Genomic DNA, 15,604 nt, shown 5'->3' with positions numbered 1-15,604 from the left:
GCTATTGTCCTTGTTTGCCGTGCAATGGTCTAGGCTTGATGAACTTTCTTCATGCACTTTTACTGCTCTACACCTTTACTGCTTTAACTGGGGGCGTTTTAACACTCAGCCGCTGCATAATAGGTGATACTTGCAATCAAGCCATCGGCTAATTGATAAATAGACATAGCGCATTGAGAGGTTGTTATTTCACCGCGAACAATAAATGCTTCTTCTACGACCGCCACGGTGTTACCTAATTCTATGCTGTTCTTAATGCGTGAGCGGGCATTTGGTTGTGCCTCAAAATGCGCCAGCATCGCCTGCTGCAATTGCTTTTTATCTGCTGTCTCTACGACTAGCTGGTTGTTAGCCACACCCAGCCATTTTACATCGTCTTTCATATTCAACAGCATGCCATCTATATCATGCTCATTGTAAGCAGCCATAAAACTAGCGATGCGGTCAATGTTAGCTGACTGTTGTTGTGCGATGGTTTGCGCGGTAAACACGCTGAGACAAGAAACTAGGACAATGCCGGAGACGAATAAAGAGGTTATCTTGCGTATTCTAGATTTCATATTGATCGCCCTCAAAGGAATTTCGCTAAATACTGAGTCGCAGTATTTCACTGTTTGACCTTCTAGAGCAAGATGTGGAGCAAGGCGATTTAATTGCGCAAATGGGTCGTTAATGTAATGTTTAATATGTAGTATTAATATGATTTTATTCTGTTGGGTGATGTCTTGTTAGGGCATGCCTATACGCGCAGCTTCAACTACTGAGGCATACCCATGAATGCGCTGATAACACAGTTTTTTAAATTTCCGTTAAGTAACTATTTTTGAGCGTTTGATATTGGAGCCGCTTTTATGACATATCCTCAATCTTCTACTGTGCCTGATTGGCAAAACCCCGAAGTATTCGCCATTAACAAAGAGCCAGCGCGTAGCTCATTTTATGGCTTTTCAGATGACCCACAGGGGTACGTAGATTCGCCGTTTATGTCTCAAGACTATTTGAGTCTTAATGGTGAGTGGGATTTTCATTGGGTGAAGGCCCCAAACTTGCGACCATTAGACTTTTACACTCCTGAATTTGACTCCAGTCAGTGGGATAAAATAGCCGTCCCGGGTAATTGGCAATTGTTGGGCTATGGTGCGGCGAACTACATCAATACAGCAGTGGATTTCGCTAAGCACCCGATTGCAGGTGATGTGCCTGAGGACAATAACCCAGTAGGCTCTTATCGGCGTCACTTTGCCTTGCCTGATAATTGGCAAGATAAGCACGTTTTCGTCTATTTAGGGGCAGTGAAATCGGCGTTTTATATTTGGGTAAATGGCCATAAAGTCGGTTACTCACAAGATTCCAAAACCCCTGCAGAATTTGATATTACCCAGTACGTGCAAGCGGGTGATAACGTGATTGCACTGGAGGTGTACCGCTGGTCTGACGGCACTTATCTAGAATTACAAGATATGTGGCGTTTATCGGGCATTGAGCGTGACGTGTATGTATATAGTACACCTAAGGTACGCATACGCGACTTTCATGCTTTGAGCACCCTTGATAACCAATACCTGCATGGGGAGTTTTCATTAGCAGTCAATATACATTCGCATGTAGGGGGCCAAGAAAGTGCGGGAAAAGACTATCAGTTACAGGCGCGCTTATTTGACTCTGATTTAACTCCCGTTTTTGAGCAAACCGTTACATTAGAGAATTGGGAGTCACAATGTACTGACTTGCTTTTGACCGGTAAGATAAAAAATGTGGCCAAGTGGAGCGCCGAAACACCGCACTTATATCAACTAAAACTGACCTTGCTTAACGAAAAGCGTGAACCTTTGCAGTACATATACTCCCGCGTTGGTTTTCGAACTAGTGAGTTGAAAAATGGCAATGTGTTGATCAACGGTCAGCCCGTGCTATTCAAAGGGGTTAACCGCCATGATCACGACCCTGTTACGGGACACGTGATAAGTCGCGATTCCATGCGCCGAGATATGCAGCTGCTCAAGCAGTTTAATATTAATGCGGTACGAACTTCTCATTACCCAAATGATCCTTATTGGTATGCGCTGGCGGACGAATATGGAATGTATCTGGTGGATGAAGCCAATATTGAGTCCCATGGCATAGGCGCAGCGAACCAAGCGATATCTTACGAGCCTAAAGACCATATGGGTAACATGCCTAACTGGAAAGGCGCGTATCTTGATCGAGTCTCCAATATGTACGAGCGAGACAAGAATCACCCGAGTATTGTTATTTGGTCAATCGGTAATGAAACGGGCGATGGGCCGAATATGGAAGCGTTATATGATTGGCTGAAAACCAAAACCAGCATGCCCGTGATGTCAGAGCAAGCCCAATTGCGTCGTCATACAGATATGTATAGCCAGATGTATGCGCCCATCCCTGTGCTTGAGCACTACGCGGAGCTCGGCGAAACCCGCCCGCTCATTTTATGCGAGTACGAGCACGCTATGGGTAACTCCATGGGCAACTTAGCTGATTATTGGCGGGTGATTGAGCACTATCCTCTTTTGCAAGGGGGATTCATATGGGATTGGGTAGACCAAACCTTTGCACTGACGTCAGAAGACGGCACGCCGTACTGGGGATACGGTGGTGACATGGAAGAGCCGGGTATGTATCACGATGGTAACTTCAGTGCTAATGGGGTGATGGCGGCAGACAGAACTCCTAACCCTCATGCATTTGAAGTTCAAGCGGTTTATCAGCACATGAATATTGAGCGGGTTGATTTCGAAAAGCACACCATTGCCGTTAGAAATAAGCGCTACTTTACTGATTTATCTGACGTCTCGCTGCATTGGCGCATCGAGGAAAACGGCCATGTTGTCGAAAGTGGGGTGATTGAGGAATTGGAGATTCCAGCACAATCCACTCGTGAGCTTTCTTTGAGTGTGGCTGTAAAACCAACAGCGGGTGCTGAGTACTTCGCTAACTTTGAGTTTGTTAGTCGGTTTGGCAGCGATATGATCCCAGCTGGGTTTACTGTGGCTCGCAGTCAAATCCCGTTGACGCATTTATCTGAAGCTGTGCATAAATCACAAGACATCACAAAAGAAGCTTGTGCAAAGCACGATATGTTCAGGGCTAATGAAACTGATGCCCAACTGCAATGCAGCGGAGATGATTTCTCGATTGAATTTGATTTAGCAACAGGGCTGTTATGTGCTTACCAATTGCAAAACGAATCAATGTTGCTTGAAGCAATCCGCCCTGAATTTTGGCGAGCACCTACGGACAATGACTTTGGTGAAGGCTTTCCTGAGAAAGCCAAAGATTGGCAGTACGGCGGGCAACATATCGAATTAAGCGCATTTAATTGGCAATCACTAAAGAATGATCAAGGGCAAATTCAGGCTATTGAGGTTTCCACAGAGCACTATTTAACAGACGTACAAAGCCGTTATTTAAGCAAATACACCATTGATGCTGATGGCTGTGTCACCTTTGATATTTGGCTTTATGCTGCACCTCATCAATTTCACAGTGCCTTGCCGCGAATAGGAAGTTTGCTACAAATGCCTAGCCAGTTCGACCAAGTAAGTTGGTTTGGACGCGGCCCGCACGAAAACTATTGGGACCGCAAGACTTCGGCTTTTGTAGGGCGCTACGCTAAATCGGTTGATGAATTGTATTTCCCTTATGTTCGGCCCCAAGAAAATGGTTATCGCAGTGATGTGCGTAGCGTGACCTTCAGTAATGACAATGGACTAGGTTTGACCTTTGATGGATTACCGCAAATCGGTTTTGGCGCACAACGGTATGACGTGCACGAATATGATCAATTCGACAAGCGCGGTTTGCACCCACATGAACTTACAAAACACGATCGCCTGTTTATCAATATTGATTACAAACAGCGTGGTGTGGCAGGTACTGATTCTTGGGGAACTGCGCCATTGTTTAAATACACTTTGCCATGGCGTGATTATCACTATGGATTTATCATGAAGCCGTGTCGAGCATAAAAGACAAAGCTAGTTCAGATTGAACGAGATCAGCATGTTGGCTGATTTTCAACCAATCACTTGTTTTTATTATGAGAACTATTGACCGAGACCCTTTATCTACTTATAAAACATAGCAAAACGGTGAATTCGGAATGTGCATAATGCTTAAGCGTATGGTTTTGGGCCTGGTCATAATGCTGTTGGCCGGCTGTGATCAAATACAGCAGGCCCCAGATGTGACGCCTGTTGTACTAGGTAAAAATGCTGGGATCGCCGGTGGAACCATGACCGTAAAAGGGCAATGGATCACTGAGGTCAATGGGGACGTCATGCTTGATCCGCAAACTTCTGGCTTAACGGTATGGAATGACAAACTCATCTCGTTAAGCGATAGAAGTGCAGATGTATCACAGCGTATGCAATTGCATGTTATTTCGCCGGAAACGGCTCAGCTTGCACCCGACACGATGGTGTTTTCGTTAAGTGACAATTTAAAAGACAGTTGCTTTGCCGCCTATATTCAGGGTAATCCTGATTTAGAAGCACTGGTGGCGGTTCCTGATGAGTCAGGCGTGTTTTTAACCATTACCGAAGATGCGAGTGATCACAAGGGGCTTAGTGGGAAATGCGCCGCACAATATGGTGAGTCAGGCTCCGTGAAATATCCCTTTGTGCTTATTCGCCTAGAAGTACAAGACGATAACTCAGTGACAATGACCCATGCTCGACCTTTAACGTTTGCCACTTCGTTTAATTTGGGTAATTTTCCTAATGACGGCATTGAAGGCTTAGCACTTAGCCGCGATGGACAGCTGTATTTCGGCCTTGAAAAAGATGCCGCGGGTCAGGCACGTATCTTTACTACAAGGATTACTGCCGAAACTTGGCTGCAAGAGGGGTTTATCGCTGTCGAAGATACTCAGGTTAAACTGCCTCTCTTTAAACACGGTAATCACCCTATCAATGCACTGGCGATATATGAGCGCGAAGGCAAGGAATATCTATTTGCTGCAGCGCGAAACGATGAGCAGCTCTGGTTAGTCGATCCTGCCGGTCAACTCGAAACGCTGATCATAGACCTAGGCTTTTATGCGCCAGTGGCGCAGCCTGACGAAAAATGCCCGCCGTGGGAGCCGATGGATAATGGTTCAATCGAGGGATTGGCCATCATTGACGAAACATTGTGGATGGTGAATGACCCTTGGAAGAAGGTGTATTTAAACAATATAAGCTGTGACCAAAATAGCGCCAAATTCGAAAAGATGGCGCCTTTACTGTTTAGTCTGCCCATTCAAGATGCATGGTTTACCCAAGGCAGGGAAGCCAACTAAACGCTTTTTAAGCGGCTGGCGAATGTTTTCTTAAATTTCGCGAGTTTGGGGGCAACCACCATATTGCAATACTGATTTTGCGGATTATTGCTGAAGTAATCTTGATGATAATCTTCTGCTTGGTGATAGTTATTTAGCTCGATAACTTCGGTCACAACTGGGTCGGGCCAAATTTTCTCGTCGCTAATCTCTTGCAATATTTGTTCTGCTGCCTGTTTTTGTTGCTCATCATGATAGAAAATTGCGCTGCGATACTGAGTACCCACATCATTACCTTGGCGATTTAGTTGTGTAGGGTTATGCAAAGCGAAGAAAATTTCTAACACTTCACGATAGCTTAATTTGTCAGCATCAAAATTGACACGCACCACTTCGGCATGGCCGGTTTCGCCACTACATACAGACTCATAGGTCGGGTTCTGGCTTTGGCCTCCAGCGTAGGCACTGACTGCCAGTTCAACGCCCTCGACTGTATTAAATGCTGATTCTAAACACCAGAAACAGCCGCCGCCTAATGTAGCTTGTTGAATGTTCGCCATGACTTATCTCACTTAATTTTGTAGATCATCTTTATTAATCATTAATGTGGTTACATTGTTCTGCGTGTTCAAGGTCTACTGAGTAAACTATTTTTTTACGGCGCGCGTAATAGAACGTATGCATGGCAAAACATAGCCCACAGGTAATTATTAATAGTAGAGGTGAGCATGGCAATTCGTATTTTCTATGATGGCTTTTGTCCTTTGTGCTTAGCCGAAATGAATAAGCTAAAAGCTTATGACGAAGGGCATAATATTCAGTTTGTAGACATACAGATGGCGAGTTTTTCCAAGGACTATCCAAACGTAAACTGGCATGATTTGAATGCGCGTATTCATGTACAAAAAATGAATGGCGAAATGGTGACAGGACTAGATGCAACTTATCTGGCATGGGATACGATTGGCAAAGGTTGGTTGTATGGCTGGATGCGCTGGCCGATTATTCGCTGGTTTGCTGATGGGTTCTACGCATTCTTTGCCCGTCATCGGTACACTATCTCCTATCTGCTTACCGGTAAGAAGCGGTGCGAGACCTGTACTGTTCCGGAAACTATGAGAGACGATTTAAAGGGTAAAGGCGAAGATAAATGACAGCAAGATGCAATGCATTGGTTATTGGTGCGTCGGGCGGGTTGGGTCGTGAGGTCTTCAGGCAACTACTGGCGTCAGGTAAATACGACACCGTGTACGGCGTTTCGCGTCAGATAACCCAAAAGCCCGATGCTGATATTTCACATTTTGTGAAAGGCGCCAAATTAATCCAGCTCGATTACACCAAAGAGTCAGTGGTGGCTGATTTTTGTCACGGTCTTGCACAACAAGGGCAGTTTACGAGAGTTATTTGTTGTAGCGGGGTGCTACATGGCGTGAGTGATAACGATGTTAGCCTGCACCCAGAGAAACGATTAGAAGAGTTATCAGCCGATACATTAAGTGCGTATTTTTCCACAAACACAGTGCTTCCTGCACTGTGGCTGCGATACCTTTTGCCTTTATTTAGAGGTCCGTTGTCTGTCGATGTGAGTTTTTTCAGCGCGCGGGTAGGCAGTATTAAAGATAATAACTTAGGTGGCTGGTACGGTTATCGCGCGAGTAAAGCAGCGCTTAACATGTTGATAAAAACTGCTCAGGTAGAATATCAACGGCGTGCAAAAAATGTCACGCTGGTCTGTTATCACCCTGGAACGGTCGACACGCCCTTATCTAAGCCTTTTCAAAGCAACGTTAGACCGGAAAAACTGTTCACCAGCGAATTCAGCGTATCTCGCTTGTTGATGCATTTATCTACTGTTCAACCAGATAAAGGCCCTTATTTCATCGATTGGGACGGCAAAGAGATCCCGTGGTGAGCAGGGCAATTACCTACTTGTAAATATTTTGTGCACCTCAGACGTTTTGCGAATACATCTGAGCGAAGACTTTTCAATTATCTGCTGTTAACATCCGTGCATTATTATAAAAACATATAACAACAATAAAGGATGTCTTTATGGGCGCACCTCGCGAACAGTTTGGCTCTCGTTTAGGTTTTATTCTCGCGGCTGCAGGCTCTGCAGTTGGTATCGGAAATATGGTTGGTTTTCCGGTTGCGGCAACAAAAAACGGTGGTGGTGCTTTTTTGCTAATGTACGCCATTTTCGTCGCATTTATTTGTTTACCTGTGATGTTAGCCGAGATGTCGGTAGGCCGAGCTAGCCGTAAAGATCCGCTTGGGGCATACAATGTATTATCGGGCGGACAGCGTCACTGGAAGATAGCAGGCTGGCTAGCCACGATTACTCCTTTTATGATTGCCATATTCTACTTGGTACTCACGGTGTGGATTTTCGGCTATTTGGTGCAGTGTCTATTGGGTAACCTTGATGTATTGGCTGACCCTAGCACCTTCGGGGTATTCATTAACGGCTACGAGCTGTTTTACTACATGATCGGTGTGCTGATTATTGTGTACATGATCTTACAGGGTGGGGTGAAACAGGGCATTGAGAAAGCCGCTAAGTTAATGATGCCGACTTTGTTTGTGATGCTAATTGGCTTGGTAATCTTTGTTTTAACCCTAGACAACGCATTTGAGGGAGTGAAGTACTACCTTATCCCTGACTTCAACAAAATTGATGCTGCTGTGGTCAGTGCTGCTTTATCTCAAGCGTTCTTTTCGCTATCGCTGGGGATGGGAATAATGCTGACGTACGGCTCATATCTTGATAAACACGCCGACGTGCCGGGCTCTGCAAAGCTTGTTGCTTTAATGGATACGGCAGTGGCGTTTATTGCTGGTTTATTGATTTTACCGGCTGTGTTTTCATTTAATCCCAATACCGATACACAAAGTTTAAGCGATTCATCCGTGGGCATGATTTTTACTTTCCTACCGAAAATCTTCTTGGCCTTACAAGGCACTATTGGCTACGCAGGCGCGAGTATTGTCGCTAGCTTGTTTTTCTTGTTAGTGTTTTTTGCTGCAATTACGTCTTTGGTCTCTATTTTTGAAGTGCCGGTTTCAGCCTTGATGGAAGATAAAGGCTATAGCCGTAAAAAGTCACTGGCGATCTTAGGCGGATTACTTGTGGTGATGTCGATTGCAGCCGCCACTTCTTTCGGTATTTCTACTTTCTTCACAGAGTTTCTGACCTACGCAGGCCAAACTAAATCTGTGTTTGATGTGATCATTGATGTGTTCTACGACACGATATTGCCGTTTAATGGTCTGTTAGTGTGCCTGTTTGTAATTTACCGCTGGAAGAAAAGTAACTTGAACACTGAGTTAGATTTAGGTGCGCCACAATTCGCCAATAGCTGGTTCGAAAAATACGTTAACTTTTCTTTGGGTACCTTTATTCCGGTTATTTTACTCTTGGTCTTTATTAATACCGTGGCGCTTAAGTATTTTGGCAATGCGTTAATCGGTTAAGCAAGGCAGCCAAACACGTACTCAATATTTCATTCTTTAAAAGCTATAGCACTCGCCGATTGGCGAGTGTTATAGCATGTCGTAAGGACTAGGATAGTTCAGCTGCATATCGAGTTTTCGCAGAGTATATTCTGGGTTGAGTCGCTTTCCTGAGCATGCTTTTTGTTCCTCTGAAAACACCGGTGGTGTTAGCGCTAGCTGCTTTGAAGCCCAGCTGTAATACTCTTTTCGGGTGGGGTGTGCTTGCGCTGACAGATGCAGTATCTCTCCCCATATCTCACGATTAATGATGTGCTCAATAGCGTGGATCACGTCCTGCTGATGGACCAGATTTACTACTTGGCTTGCTCCGCTTAAATCTAATTTACCCGCTAAAAACTTGGCTGGATGCCGTTTTGGGCCAACCAATCCTGCTAGGCGTAATATAGTCGCGGCTTGAGGTATGTTTTGTTGTATAAATTGCTCTATCGCGCAATGGGCGCGCGCCGATTCAGTACTCGGGTTTAGCTGGCTGTTTTCCGTTATTTCCCCTTCAACATCGCCGTAAACAGCACTGGTGCTAATGAAAATAAGCTTAGCGCTTTGTTCAATGCAGGTTTGACGGATGAGGGCAGACATGTCGCTGACAAACTGTTCGCTGGCTTGTGGATTGTTCGCTAGATTTCTGCGCCCAGGAGGAATGTTTATTACGACTATATCACTATGCAGTAGAGGGCTGCCGGCAGCTTTATCTTGTAAAGAGCCGCCTAGAATAAACTGACGGGCTTGCAGTCCTTGGGCGCGGATGGTTGCCATGGATGCTTCGCTGCGACAGGTGACTTGAACCTCAGGAGCAGTTTCGTTGGCATTTGCAGAATTTTTGCTTAGCGCGACAGCGAGCGGCTGGCCTAACCAACCGCCACCAAAAATGGTTATTTTCATAGTGCTCTTTGTTCTTCGTTTTTGTGTTTGCCTTTGCGGCCTAGCCTATACGAATTCGTCTCGAAATATATACCAACTTGGTAAATTTACATTGCGTAGCCTCTTACCTGAAGTACGTCCATGTCTGCAAGTTGCGGTACTTCATTTTGCAGTTTTTCTTCCAAGCGGTCGATGTTGGCTAAACTAGCACAAAGTATCTCGGTGCGAGCTTCTAATGCTCCACCATCTTTATCAAACTTGTTCTCGATATTGTGTGCAAAACTTTCCATGCGTTGCTCAAAGTCATCGACATCGCCACCATTGAACATTAACTCACTGCCAATTGTGATCATGATTTGGCCTATCGAGTGGGCAACAATGGTTTCTATCGCTTGCTCAAACTTTTCTTCAAACCCCTCGCTTAAAAACTGGCCATCGTTAAAGTGGGCTGAATTTAAACGTACTGAACCATCATCGGCATAAAAGCTTTGGTCGAGTTCATGCTTTAGCGCGTCGAGTTGTGCGGTAATGTCCGCTACAACGGAGTTGTTCTCACCGAGTAACTGGGTGAATGTCTCGTTAAGGGCGTAACTTGCGAGCTCGATAGCATCTGATGCGATATTGGCGGCCATGGGAACGGCGGATGCAATGCCGTCGTAAAATTCGTCCAACTGTTGTTGTTGGTCGTCAGAAAGGTGGGTTTGCGTGCCATTGACATAAAGCTGCTTGCTGTGATCGATGACTATCGTATTTTCTTGCTCAGTGGTTAATGTCAGCACTTGGTTTTCTAACTGTAAACCACCGTTAAACTCAACATCACACTGTTGCTCTGCAGCAACCGCACTACCACCAACCAACATTGCTGTACAAAAAATAAGATTACGCATCGCTTTGTTCCTTTTATTTACATTCGGCTTTTTAAATGGATTAATTAGCATCCTTCTTGGCATGGGTACAGCAAAGGCCGCGCCAGTTTATAAAATACTAATTTAAACAATTAGTTATGTAATTCACCGAACTCTTACTTGCTTGGCATTTGTTATTTTATAAGTGAAAACACTAATAGTTAGGCAATTTCACCAGCCTATGTTTTCTGTCGTAATTTGGTATATAATTCCGCCATTATTGGTGTGGGCTTTTAGATTGATTTTATTATTTTGAGGAAGAGTAATGGGTAATTGGACTGATGCAATCTTGTTTGGTTTTGGTTTGGTGGCGTTTGTATTGGGTGTTACCAGCATTATTATGGGCTTTATTGCCCAGCCAGTTGACCAAGGTGATGTGATGAAATCACGTGTTGAATATGGTTTTTTCGGTGTATCTGGTGTGGTGTTGTTCTTACTATTCTTATACGCATTGACCGTAGGTTAATTACCTACAGTCAATGTAGATTGATACCTTACGTCAACTTAGGTAAACACGAAAACTTAGTGAGGCCTATCACTTATACGCTGATAGGCTCTTAATCCAAAGACTGGCAGCATCGCCAGGGCATGATCAAATATATCCCCTTGAATACCTTCGTAGGCTATCCAATCTTTGTTAGCGCTAAAGCAATATATCTCTAATGGTAAGCCTAATTCAGTGGGCGGCAATTGACGCACCATTAATGTCATATCCTGATTAACGCTAGGGTGATGGCGTAAGTAGGAAACCAAATAAGCGCGCAAGGTACCTATGTTGGTTAAACGGCGGCTGTTTAGTAAGTCTTGAATATCAATTTTTTGCTCTTGATTATAGGCGTCTAATTCGGCACGTTTCTTTTCTATATACTGATTGATGTAGCGAATTTTACGGAAGTCGTCGAGCATTTCTTGATCGCAAAATTTAATGCTGTTTACGTCTATGTATATGGAGCGTTTGATCCTGCGACCTGCAGACTCTGACATGCCGCGCCAGTTCTTCATTGAATCTGTTATCAAACTGTAAGTCGGGACGGTGGAAATCGTCTTGTCCCAGTTTTGTACCTTTACTGTAGTAAGGCCGACCTGTAAAACCGTTCCGTCAGCACCATATTTAGGCAGTTCTACCCAGTCTCCGTTATTTACCATGCGGTTGGCCGCAATCTGAATACCCGCTACAAAGCCTAAAATGGTGTCTTTAAATAACAGCAACAGGATCGCGGTGACAGCACCTAAACCGGAAAGCAGTAATAGCGGTGACTTATCCAGCAAGTTAGAGATAATAAGCAAACCGGCAACAATAACCACGAACAACTTACCTACCTGAATAAAACCGGTAACAGGAGCTCGCTTTGCTAATTCAGAGGCGTTGTAGATGTCTTCAACTGTGTTAAGTAATGCACTGCTCGCCGCTACGGCTGCAATAAGCATATAAATAATAGCGATTTTTTGTAACGCAGAAAACAGAATGGGATCCTCTACCAACATGCTGCTGCATAAGTAAATCACCATGGCTGGGACGATATGGGCGATACGTCTGAACACACCGTGTTCGTGAAGCTCATCGTCAATAGTATTTTTGCTGTTAAAAACCAAGCGCGTTAACCGGCCTGTTAAGGCTATACGTACTAATCTGAAACTGAGCCAAGCTAAGCACATCAACAGTGTGACTGCGGTAATCGCAAATATCGCACCATCGTTTTTCACAGAGAGGCCAAGATATTGATAACCTTGAATGATGTATTCACTTAATTGCGCGCTTCTCTCCACTTACTTACCTCCAGATAACAGGTTTATTTGTGTGTCTTTGTGCGTCCATCGTGCATTCAACCAGGTTTGAAAACCTTGCTTAAAGTCTTCGTCATTGAAGTAGTCGCCGATAATGTCTGCTTGTACAGGAGCAACAGTTACGCGAAGTATTACTCTTCCTAGGCGCCCGGTAAGCATGTCGAGCATGGGCTTTTGGGGATTATCCGGGTACATAAGCGTGACATCTAAAATCCCGGTAAATAACTCCCCCATAGCGGCAAGAGTAAAAGCGATCCCTCCGGCTTTTGGCGGTAACAGATGGGTGAAAGGACTTTTTCGGTACAGGTGCTTTTGTTGAGTAAAGCGACTGCCCTCTACAAAATTAATCACAGTGGTGGGGCAGCTTCTGAATTTCTCACATGAACGCTTAGTCGTTTGAATGTCTTTGCCTTTTAGGTGCGGGTTTTTCTCCACAAATTCTCGACTGTATCTTTGCATAAAGGGCATGTCTAACGCCCACGCGCCTAAGCCGACAAAAGGTAACCAAATTAACTCTTTCTTCAGGAAAAATTTAGGTGCAGGGATTTTGTCCGCGGCGAAGTCGACCAGTAAGATAATATCTAGCCAACTTAAGTGATTTGGCATCATTAAATACCAATGCTCTTTACTTAGCTCTCCGTCGATTTGGACATCGAATTGTACAGGATTGAATAAGCGGATTAGGCGCACACTGATAACGCCAAAGGCGCATAACATGAAATCGAGCACAGGATTAAAAGCGCGTGATATGAATGCAAATGGTAAAACGAATTTGAGCAGCCCTAAGCAGATGATCAGTATCGCCCAGAAAGACAAATTAATAAGCTGAAGGCTAAGGTGAAGCGGAAAAACAAGCATTCCGCGCAGTATAGAAAACATCCTTTACTGCTCCGTCGATAATTGTTCGATTCGTTTGTCTTTTTCTATCCACACACTGTTAAGCCAGCGCTGGAATATGACGCGTTGCGCGGGATTGTCAAAATAGTCTTGTGCGAACGCGTCACTTTGCAATAAGTCGCTTATAGGGGTAACTGAAACATGAACCTTAATGGTTTTAACCTTGCCGCTCACAAAGTCCCAAAACGTTGGGATGCCTTGGGGATAGTAAATAGTGACGTCTAACAATTTGTGTAGTTGGCTACCCATAGCGCTTAACACAAATGCCATTCCACCCGCTTTTGGCTTCAATAAATGTTGAAACGAGGGAGACTGGCGCTGGTATTTCTGTGGGGTGAAGCGTGTGCCTTCAACGAAGTTCATGATACTGACAGGCTTAGTGCGAAATTTTTCACAGGCTTTTTGTGTGGTTTCTAGATCTTTCCCTTTAAGGTGAGGGTTTTTCGCTAGAAATGATTTGGTGTAGCGGCGCATAAAGGGGAAATCGAGCGCCCACCAAGCAATCCCTAGAAAGGGTACCCAGATTAATTCTTGCTTCAAAAAGAATTTAAGAAACGGGATTTTTCGGTTGAATACCCTTTGCAGAATGAGAATATCCACCCATGACTGATGGTTCGCTATGACTAGGTACCAATCATTTCGAGTAAGGGTTTCAACACCGGACACTTCGACTTTGGTACGACTGAATATGTTTTGGTTAACATTGTTGATTGTGATCCAAGATGTGGCACAGCCATCGAGCAGATAAGAGAGCCCAGTGCGCCATATTCTGATTGGGATCAGCTTTAGAAATGACAGTAATACAATGGGAATAACCCAAAATACTGTGTTGATAAAATACAAAATAACCGACAGAACACCCATCAAATTGCCAAACAACAACGTCACAACCTTTACTCCAACCCAACGCAATATCAAACAAAGGAGTAGTGTAAACTAAAGTAGAAGTAACCTAATAGTGAAGTATCACTATTTTGCTTAATTTGTGCCTTAAGTCTGGCTAAATAAGCGCTATTTCGCTGTTATCTGTCGTTTCCCAAGCACGGTTTTTTGAAAAGTGACTGCCTAGAAAAGCCATTTGGTCGGTCAGAATACGTCGGTTCATCAGGTAGAATCGCTCATATATATTTGGTGTAAAGGGCACGGCGATAAGAGAAAGCCCGGCTTCTTCTGGGGTACGATCCGCCTTGAAACAATTACAGCGATTACAGGCTGAAGCGCAATTGGTCCAAATGTCACGACCGCCTTTTGAGCGCGGAATAATGTGATCACGGGTGAGTTCAGGTATACGAAATTTTTGTCCGCAGTACATGCACAAGTTATTGTCTCTGCGAAATAAGTAGCGATTATTTAGGGGTACCTTACCGGAAGGAGGGGTGACTTTTCCGTCGCAGCCAATAATTGAAGACAAGGTTAAGCGGCTCTGCAGGCCATGCTTATTCCAGCCACCGCGCAGCACTCGCTTGCTGTCACCTAACTCAAATAAAACGCGATCTTGGGTATAGTACTTAGCCGCTTCTTCTAAAGTGATCCATGCCTGAGGTAGGCCAGATTTGTTCAATCTTAATACCAACATACACTTGCCTCGCTAAAGGTAGAGATAATAGATTTAACTGGGTAACCCTATATGAGCAGCGTTAACCCATAGAAATCTATCCTACTGCTCTACTGTGTACTTATTTTGACCAACTGTCATTAATTGTTGATTTTTTGACTAATCCCCTTGAAACATGCTTGCTCAACTTTGGCAGGTCGTTTTTACGGTACAGCAGCTTCTGCTTGCCAATTTTCGCTAGCGTCTAGGTGGTAAATAACACGTAAGTGAGGCAGGGGAGCAAGGCGTAAATAATCCACTCGGGTGATGTGTAGGATCAGCAAAACAAAATTCTCATCAGGTTGGGCAATATCATAGTTTGGCCCATAACTTTCTCGTAGCGCGTCACTCAGCTTTTGCCAATGCGCAAGACGTAAATGCTGGGCTTTTGGCGAACCGCTCGTCGTTTCTGACTTTTCGCTTTGGCCGATACACTCTATGTGACCGCTGAAGCGAAACTGTTCTCGGGTTTCGCTAAAGTACCAACACGCTTCTACATGTTTTTGTATCTCAAGTTGCGACATTTTCTCGCTTCGATTATCTGTGTGCAGATACAACTGATTTTTATCTTGGTTTAAGCCTCTAAAAACCAAGGTACGACAACGTGGGTTGCCTTGGTTATCAACCGTGGCAAGCTGTAAGTAGCGACTCGCTGGTATTTTTTCATGCGCTGACAGCGACTGATAAAATATGGCGTGCCAGGGTGAATGATGCTCCATTAACGCTCCTCATTTATTGAGTGATGTGAACTAGGTTCGAACCGAGTAA

Annotated in this window: 15 protein-coding genes; 6 read left to right on the top strand and 9 right to left on the bottom strand. The window is 44.4% G+C overall.

The genetic code is table 11. The features are described from left to right. Positions 1–98 precede the first annotated feature (98 nt). Positions 99–560 (bottom strand): nuclear transport factor 2 family protein, encoded by a 462-nt coding sequence (locus tag PATL_RS20850; RefSeq protein WP_011576762.1) that lies wholly within the window; start codon positions 558–560, stop codon positions 99–101. A 291-nt stretch (positions 561–851) separates the two neighbouring features. Between PATL_RS20850 and PATL_RS20845 the strand changes: the two genes are divergently transcribed. Both PATL_RS20845 and PATL_RS20840 read left to right on the top strand, forming a co-directional pair. Further along, positions 852–3,989 carry a glycoside hydrolase family 2 TIM barrel-domain containing protein gene (locus PATL_RS20845; RefSeq protein WP_011576761.1) on the top strand — a complete coding sequence of 1,046 codons (3,138 nt, stop codon included), beginning with the start codon at positions 852–854 and terminating at the stop codon, positions 3,987–3,989. A gap of 143 nt (positions 3,990–4,132) precedes the next feature. Continuing rightward, positions 4,133–5,302 (top strand): hypothetical protein, encoded by a 1,170-nt coding sequence (locus PATL_RS20840; RefSeq protein WP_041714133.1) that lies wholly within the window; start codon positions 4,133–4,135, stop codon positions 5,300–5,302. Here the strand turns inward: PATL_RS20840 and msrA are convergent. After that, on the bottom strand, positions 5,299–5,841 hold the full coding sequence (msrA, locus tag PATL_RS20835; RefSeq protein ID WP_011576759.1) for a peptide-methionine (S)-S-oxide reductase MsrA: 543 nt from the start codon (positions 5,839–5,841) through the stop codon (positions 5,299–5,301). The two genes, PATL_RS20840 and msrA, sit on opposite strands and share 4 nt — an antisense overlap. A 168-nt stretch (positions 5,842–6,009) precedes the next feature. Here msrA and PATL_RS20830 point away from each other — a divergent pair, with 168 nt between their 5' ends. The 3 genes from PATL_RS20830 (at position 6,010) to PATL_RS20820 (ending at position 8,755) form a co-directional block, all read left to right on the top strand. Then, entirely contained in the window at positions 6,010–6,435 is a 426-nt protein-coding gene (locus PATL_RS20830; protein ID WP_011576758.1) for a thiol-disulfide oxidoreductase DCC family protein, read from the top strand. Next, positions 6,432–7,193, top strand: a complete 762-nt coding sequence (locus PATL_RS20825; RefSeq protein WP_011576757.1) for an SDR family NAD(P)-dependent oxidoreductase — start codon at positions 6,432–6,434, stop codon at positions 7,191–7,193. The genes PATL_RS20830 and PATL_RS20825 overlap by 4 nt, the downstream gene beginning before the upstream one ends. 140 nt (positions 7,194–7,333) lie before the next feature. Beyond that, positions 7,334–8,755: a sodium-dependent transporter gene (locus PATL_RS20820; protein ID WP_011576756.1), complete on the top strand. Its 1,422-nt coding sequence runs from the start codon at positions 7,334–7,336 to the stop codon at positions 8,753–8,755. 69 nt (positions 8,756–8,824) lie between these two features. Here PATL_RS20820 and PATL_RS20815 read toward each other — a convergent pair whose 3' ends face one another. Both PATL_RS20815 and PATL_RS20810 read right to left on the bottom strand, forming a co-directional pair. Then, entirely contained in the window at positions 8,825–9,676 is an 852-nt protein-coding gene (locus PATL_RS20815; RefSeq protein ID WP_011576755.1) for a sugar nucleotide-binding protein, read from the bottom strand. A gap of 86 nt (positions 9,677–9,762) precedes the next feature. Continuing rightward, on the bottom strand, positions 9,763–10,542 hold the full coding sequence (locus PATL_RS20810) for a DUF2884 family protein (RefSeq protein WP_011576754.1): 780 nt from the start codon (positions 10,540–10,542) through the stop codon (positions 9,763–9,765). A gap of 283 nt (positions 10,543–10,825) precedes the next feature. On the opposite strand from PATL_RS20810, the gene PATL_RS20805 reads away from it, so the two are divergent. Beyond that, a complete protein-coding gene (locus PATL_RS20805) occupies positions 10,826–11,026 on the top strand; it encodes a hypothetical protein (protein WP_041714132.1) in 201 nt (66 codons plus the stop codon). 56 nt (positions 11,027–11,082) lie between these two features. Here the strand turns inward: PATL_RS20805 and PATL_RS20800 are convergent, their stop codons facing one another. The 5 genes from PATL_RS20800 to PATL_RS20780 form a co-directional block, all read right to left on the bottom strand. Then, positions 11,083–12,327, bottom strand: a complete 1,245-nt coding sequence (locus tag PATL_RS20800) for a mechanosensitive ion channel family protein (protein WP_011576753.1) — start codon at positions 12,325–12,327, stop codon at positions 11,083–11,085. Next, positions 12,328–13,224, bottom strand: a complete 897-nt coding sequence (locus tag PATL_RS20795) for an acyltransferase (RefSeq protein WP_011576752.1) — start codon at positions 13,222–13,224, stop codon at positions 12,328–12,330. 3 nt (positions 13,225–13,227) lie between these two features. Beyond that, positions 13,228–14,130 carry an acyltransferase gene (locus PATL_RS20790; protein WP_011576751.1) on the bottom strand — a complete coding sequence of 301 codons (903 nt, stop codon included), beginning with the start codon at positions 14,128–14,130 and terminating at the stop codon, positions 13,228–13,230. A gap of 112 nt (positions 14,131–14,242) precedes the next feature. Further along, complete coding sequence (locus PATL_RS20785) at positions 14,243–14,818, bottom strand: HNH endonuclease (RefSeq protein ID WP_011576750.1); 576 nt, start codon at positions 14,816–14,818, stop codon at positions 14,243–14,245. Between the two features lie 182 nt (positions 14,819–15,000). Then, positions 15,001–15,555: a pyridoxamine 5'-phosphate oxidase family protein gene (locus PATL_RS20780; protein ID WP_011576749.1), complete on the bottom strand. Its 555-nt coding sequence runs from the start codon at positions 15,553–15,555 to the stop codon at positions 15,001–15,003. Positions 15,556–15,604 lie beyond the last annotated feature (49 nt).

Source organism: Paraglaciecola sp. T6c, from assembly GCF_000014225.1.
In the GTDB taxonomy this organism is placed as follows: domain Bacteria; phylum Pseudomonadota; class Gammaproteobacteria; order Enterobacterales; family Alteromonadaceae; genus Paraglaciecola; species Paraglaciecola atlantica_A.
This window is presented reverse-complemented; position numbering and strand designations above follow the sequence as displayed.

Excerpts from the sequence above, each read along its gene's own strand:
- PATL_RS20850 (WP_011576762.1), bottom strand. The coding sequence starts at position 560 with ATGAAATCTAGAATACGCAAGATAACCTCTTTATTCGTCTCCGGCATT.
- PATL_RS20845 (WP_011576761.1), top strand. The coding sequence starts at position 852 with ATGACATATCCTCAATCTTCTACTGTGCCTGATTGGCAAAACCCCGAA.
- PATL_RS20840 (WP_041714133.1), top strand. The coding sequence starts at position 4,133 with ATGCTTAAGCGTATGGTTTTGGGCCTGGTCATAATGCTGTTGGCCGGC.
- msrA (WP_011576759.1), bottom strand. The coding sequence starts at position 5,841 with ATGGCGAACATTCAACAAGCTACATTAGGCGGCGGCTGTTTCTGGTGT.
- PATL_RS20830 (WP_011576758.1), top strand. The coding sequence starts at position 6,010 with ATGGCAATTCGTATTTTCTATGATGGCTTTTGTCCTTTGTGCTTAGCC.
- PATL_RS20825 (WP_011576757.1), top strand. The coding sequence starts at position 6,432 with ATGACAGCAAGATGCAATGCATTGGTTATTGGTGCGTCGGGCGGGTTG.
- PATL_RS20820 (WP_011576756.1), top strand. The coding sequence starts at position 7,334 with ATGGGCGCACCTCGCGAACAGTTTGGCTCTCGTTTAGGTTTTATTCTC.
- PATL_RS20815 (WP_011576755.1), bottom strand. The coding sequence starts at position 9,676 with ATGAAAATAACCATTTTTGGTGGCGGTTGGTTAGGCCAGCCGCTCGCT.
- PATL_RS20810 (WP_011576754.1), bottom strand. The coding sequence starts at position 10,542 with ATGCGTAATCTTATTTTTTGTACAGCAATGTTGGTTGGTGGTAGTGCG.
- PATL_RS20805 (WP_041714132.1), top strand. The coding sequence starts at position 10,826 with ATGGGTAATTGGACTGATGCAATCTTGTTTGGTTTTGGTTTGGTGGCG.
- PATL_RS20795 (WP_011576752.1), bottom strand. The coding sequence starts at position 13,224 with ATGTTTTCTATACTGCGCGGAATGCTTGTTTTTCCGCTTCACCTTAGC.
- PATL_RS20785 (WP_011576750.1), bottom strand. The coding sequence starts at position 14,818 with ATGTTGGTATTAAGATTGAACAAATCTGGCCTACCTCAGGCATGGATC.
- PATL_RS20780 (WP_011576749.1), bottom strand. The coding sequence starts at position 15,555 with ATGGAGCATCATTCACCCTGGCACGCCATATTTTATCAGTCGCTGTCA.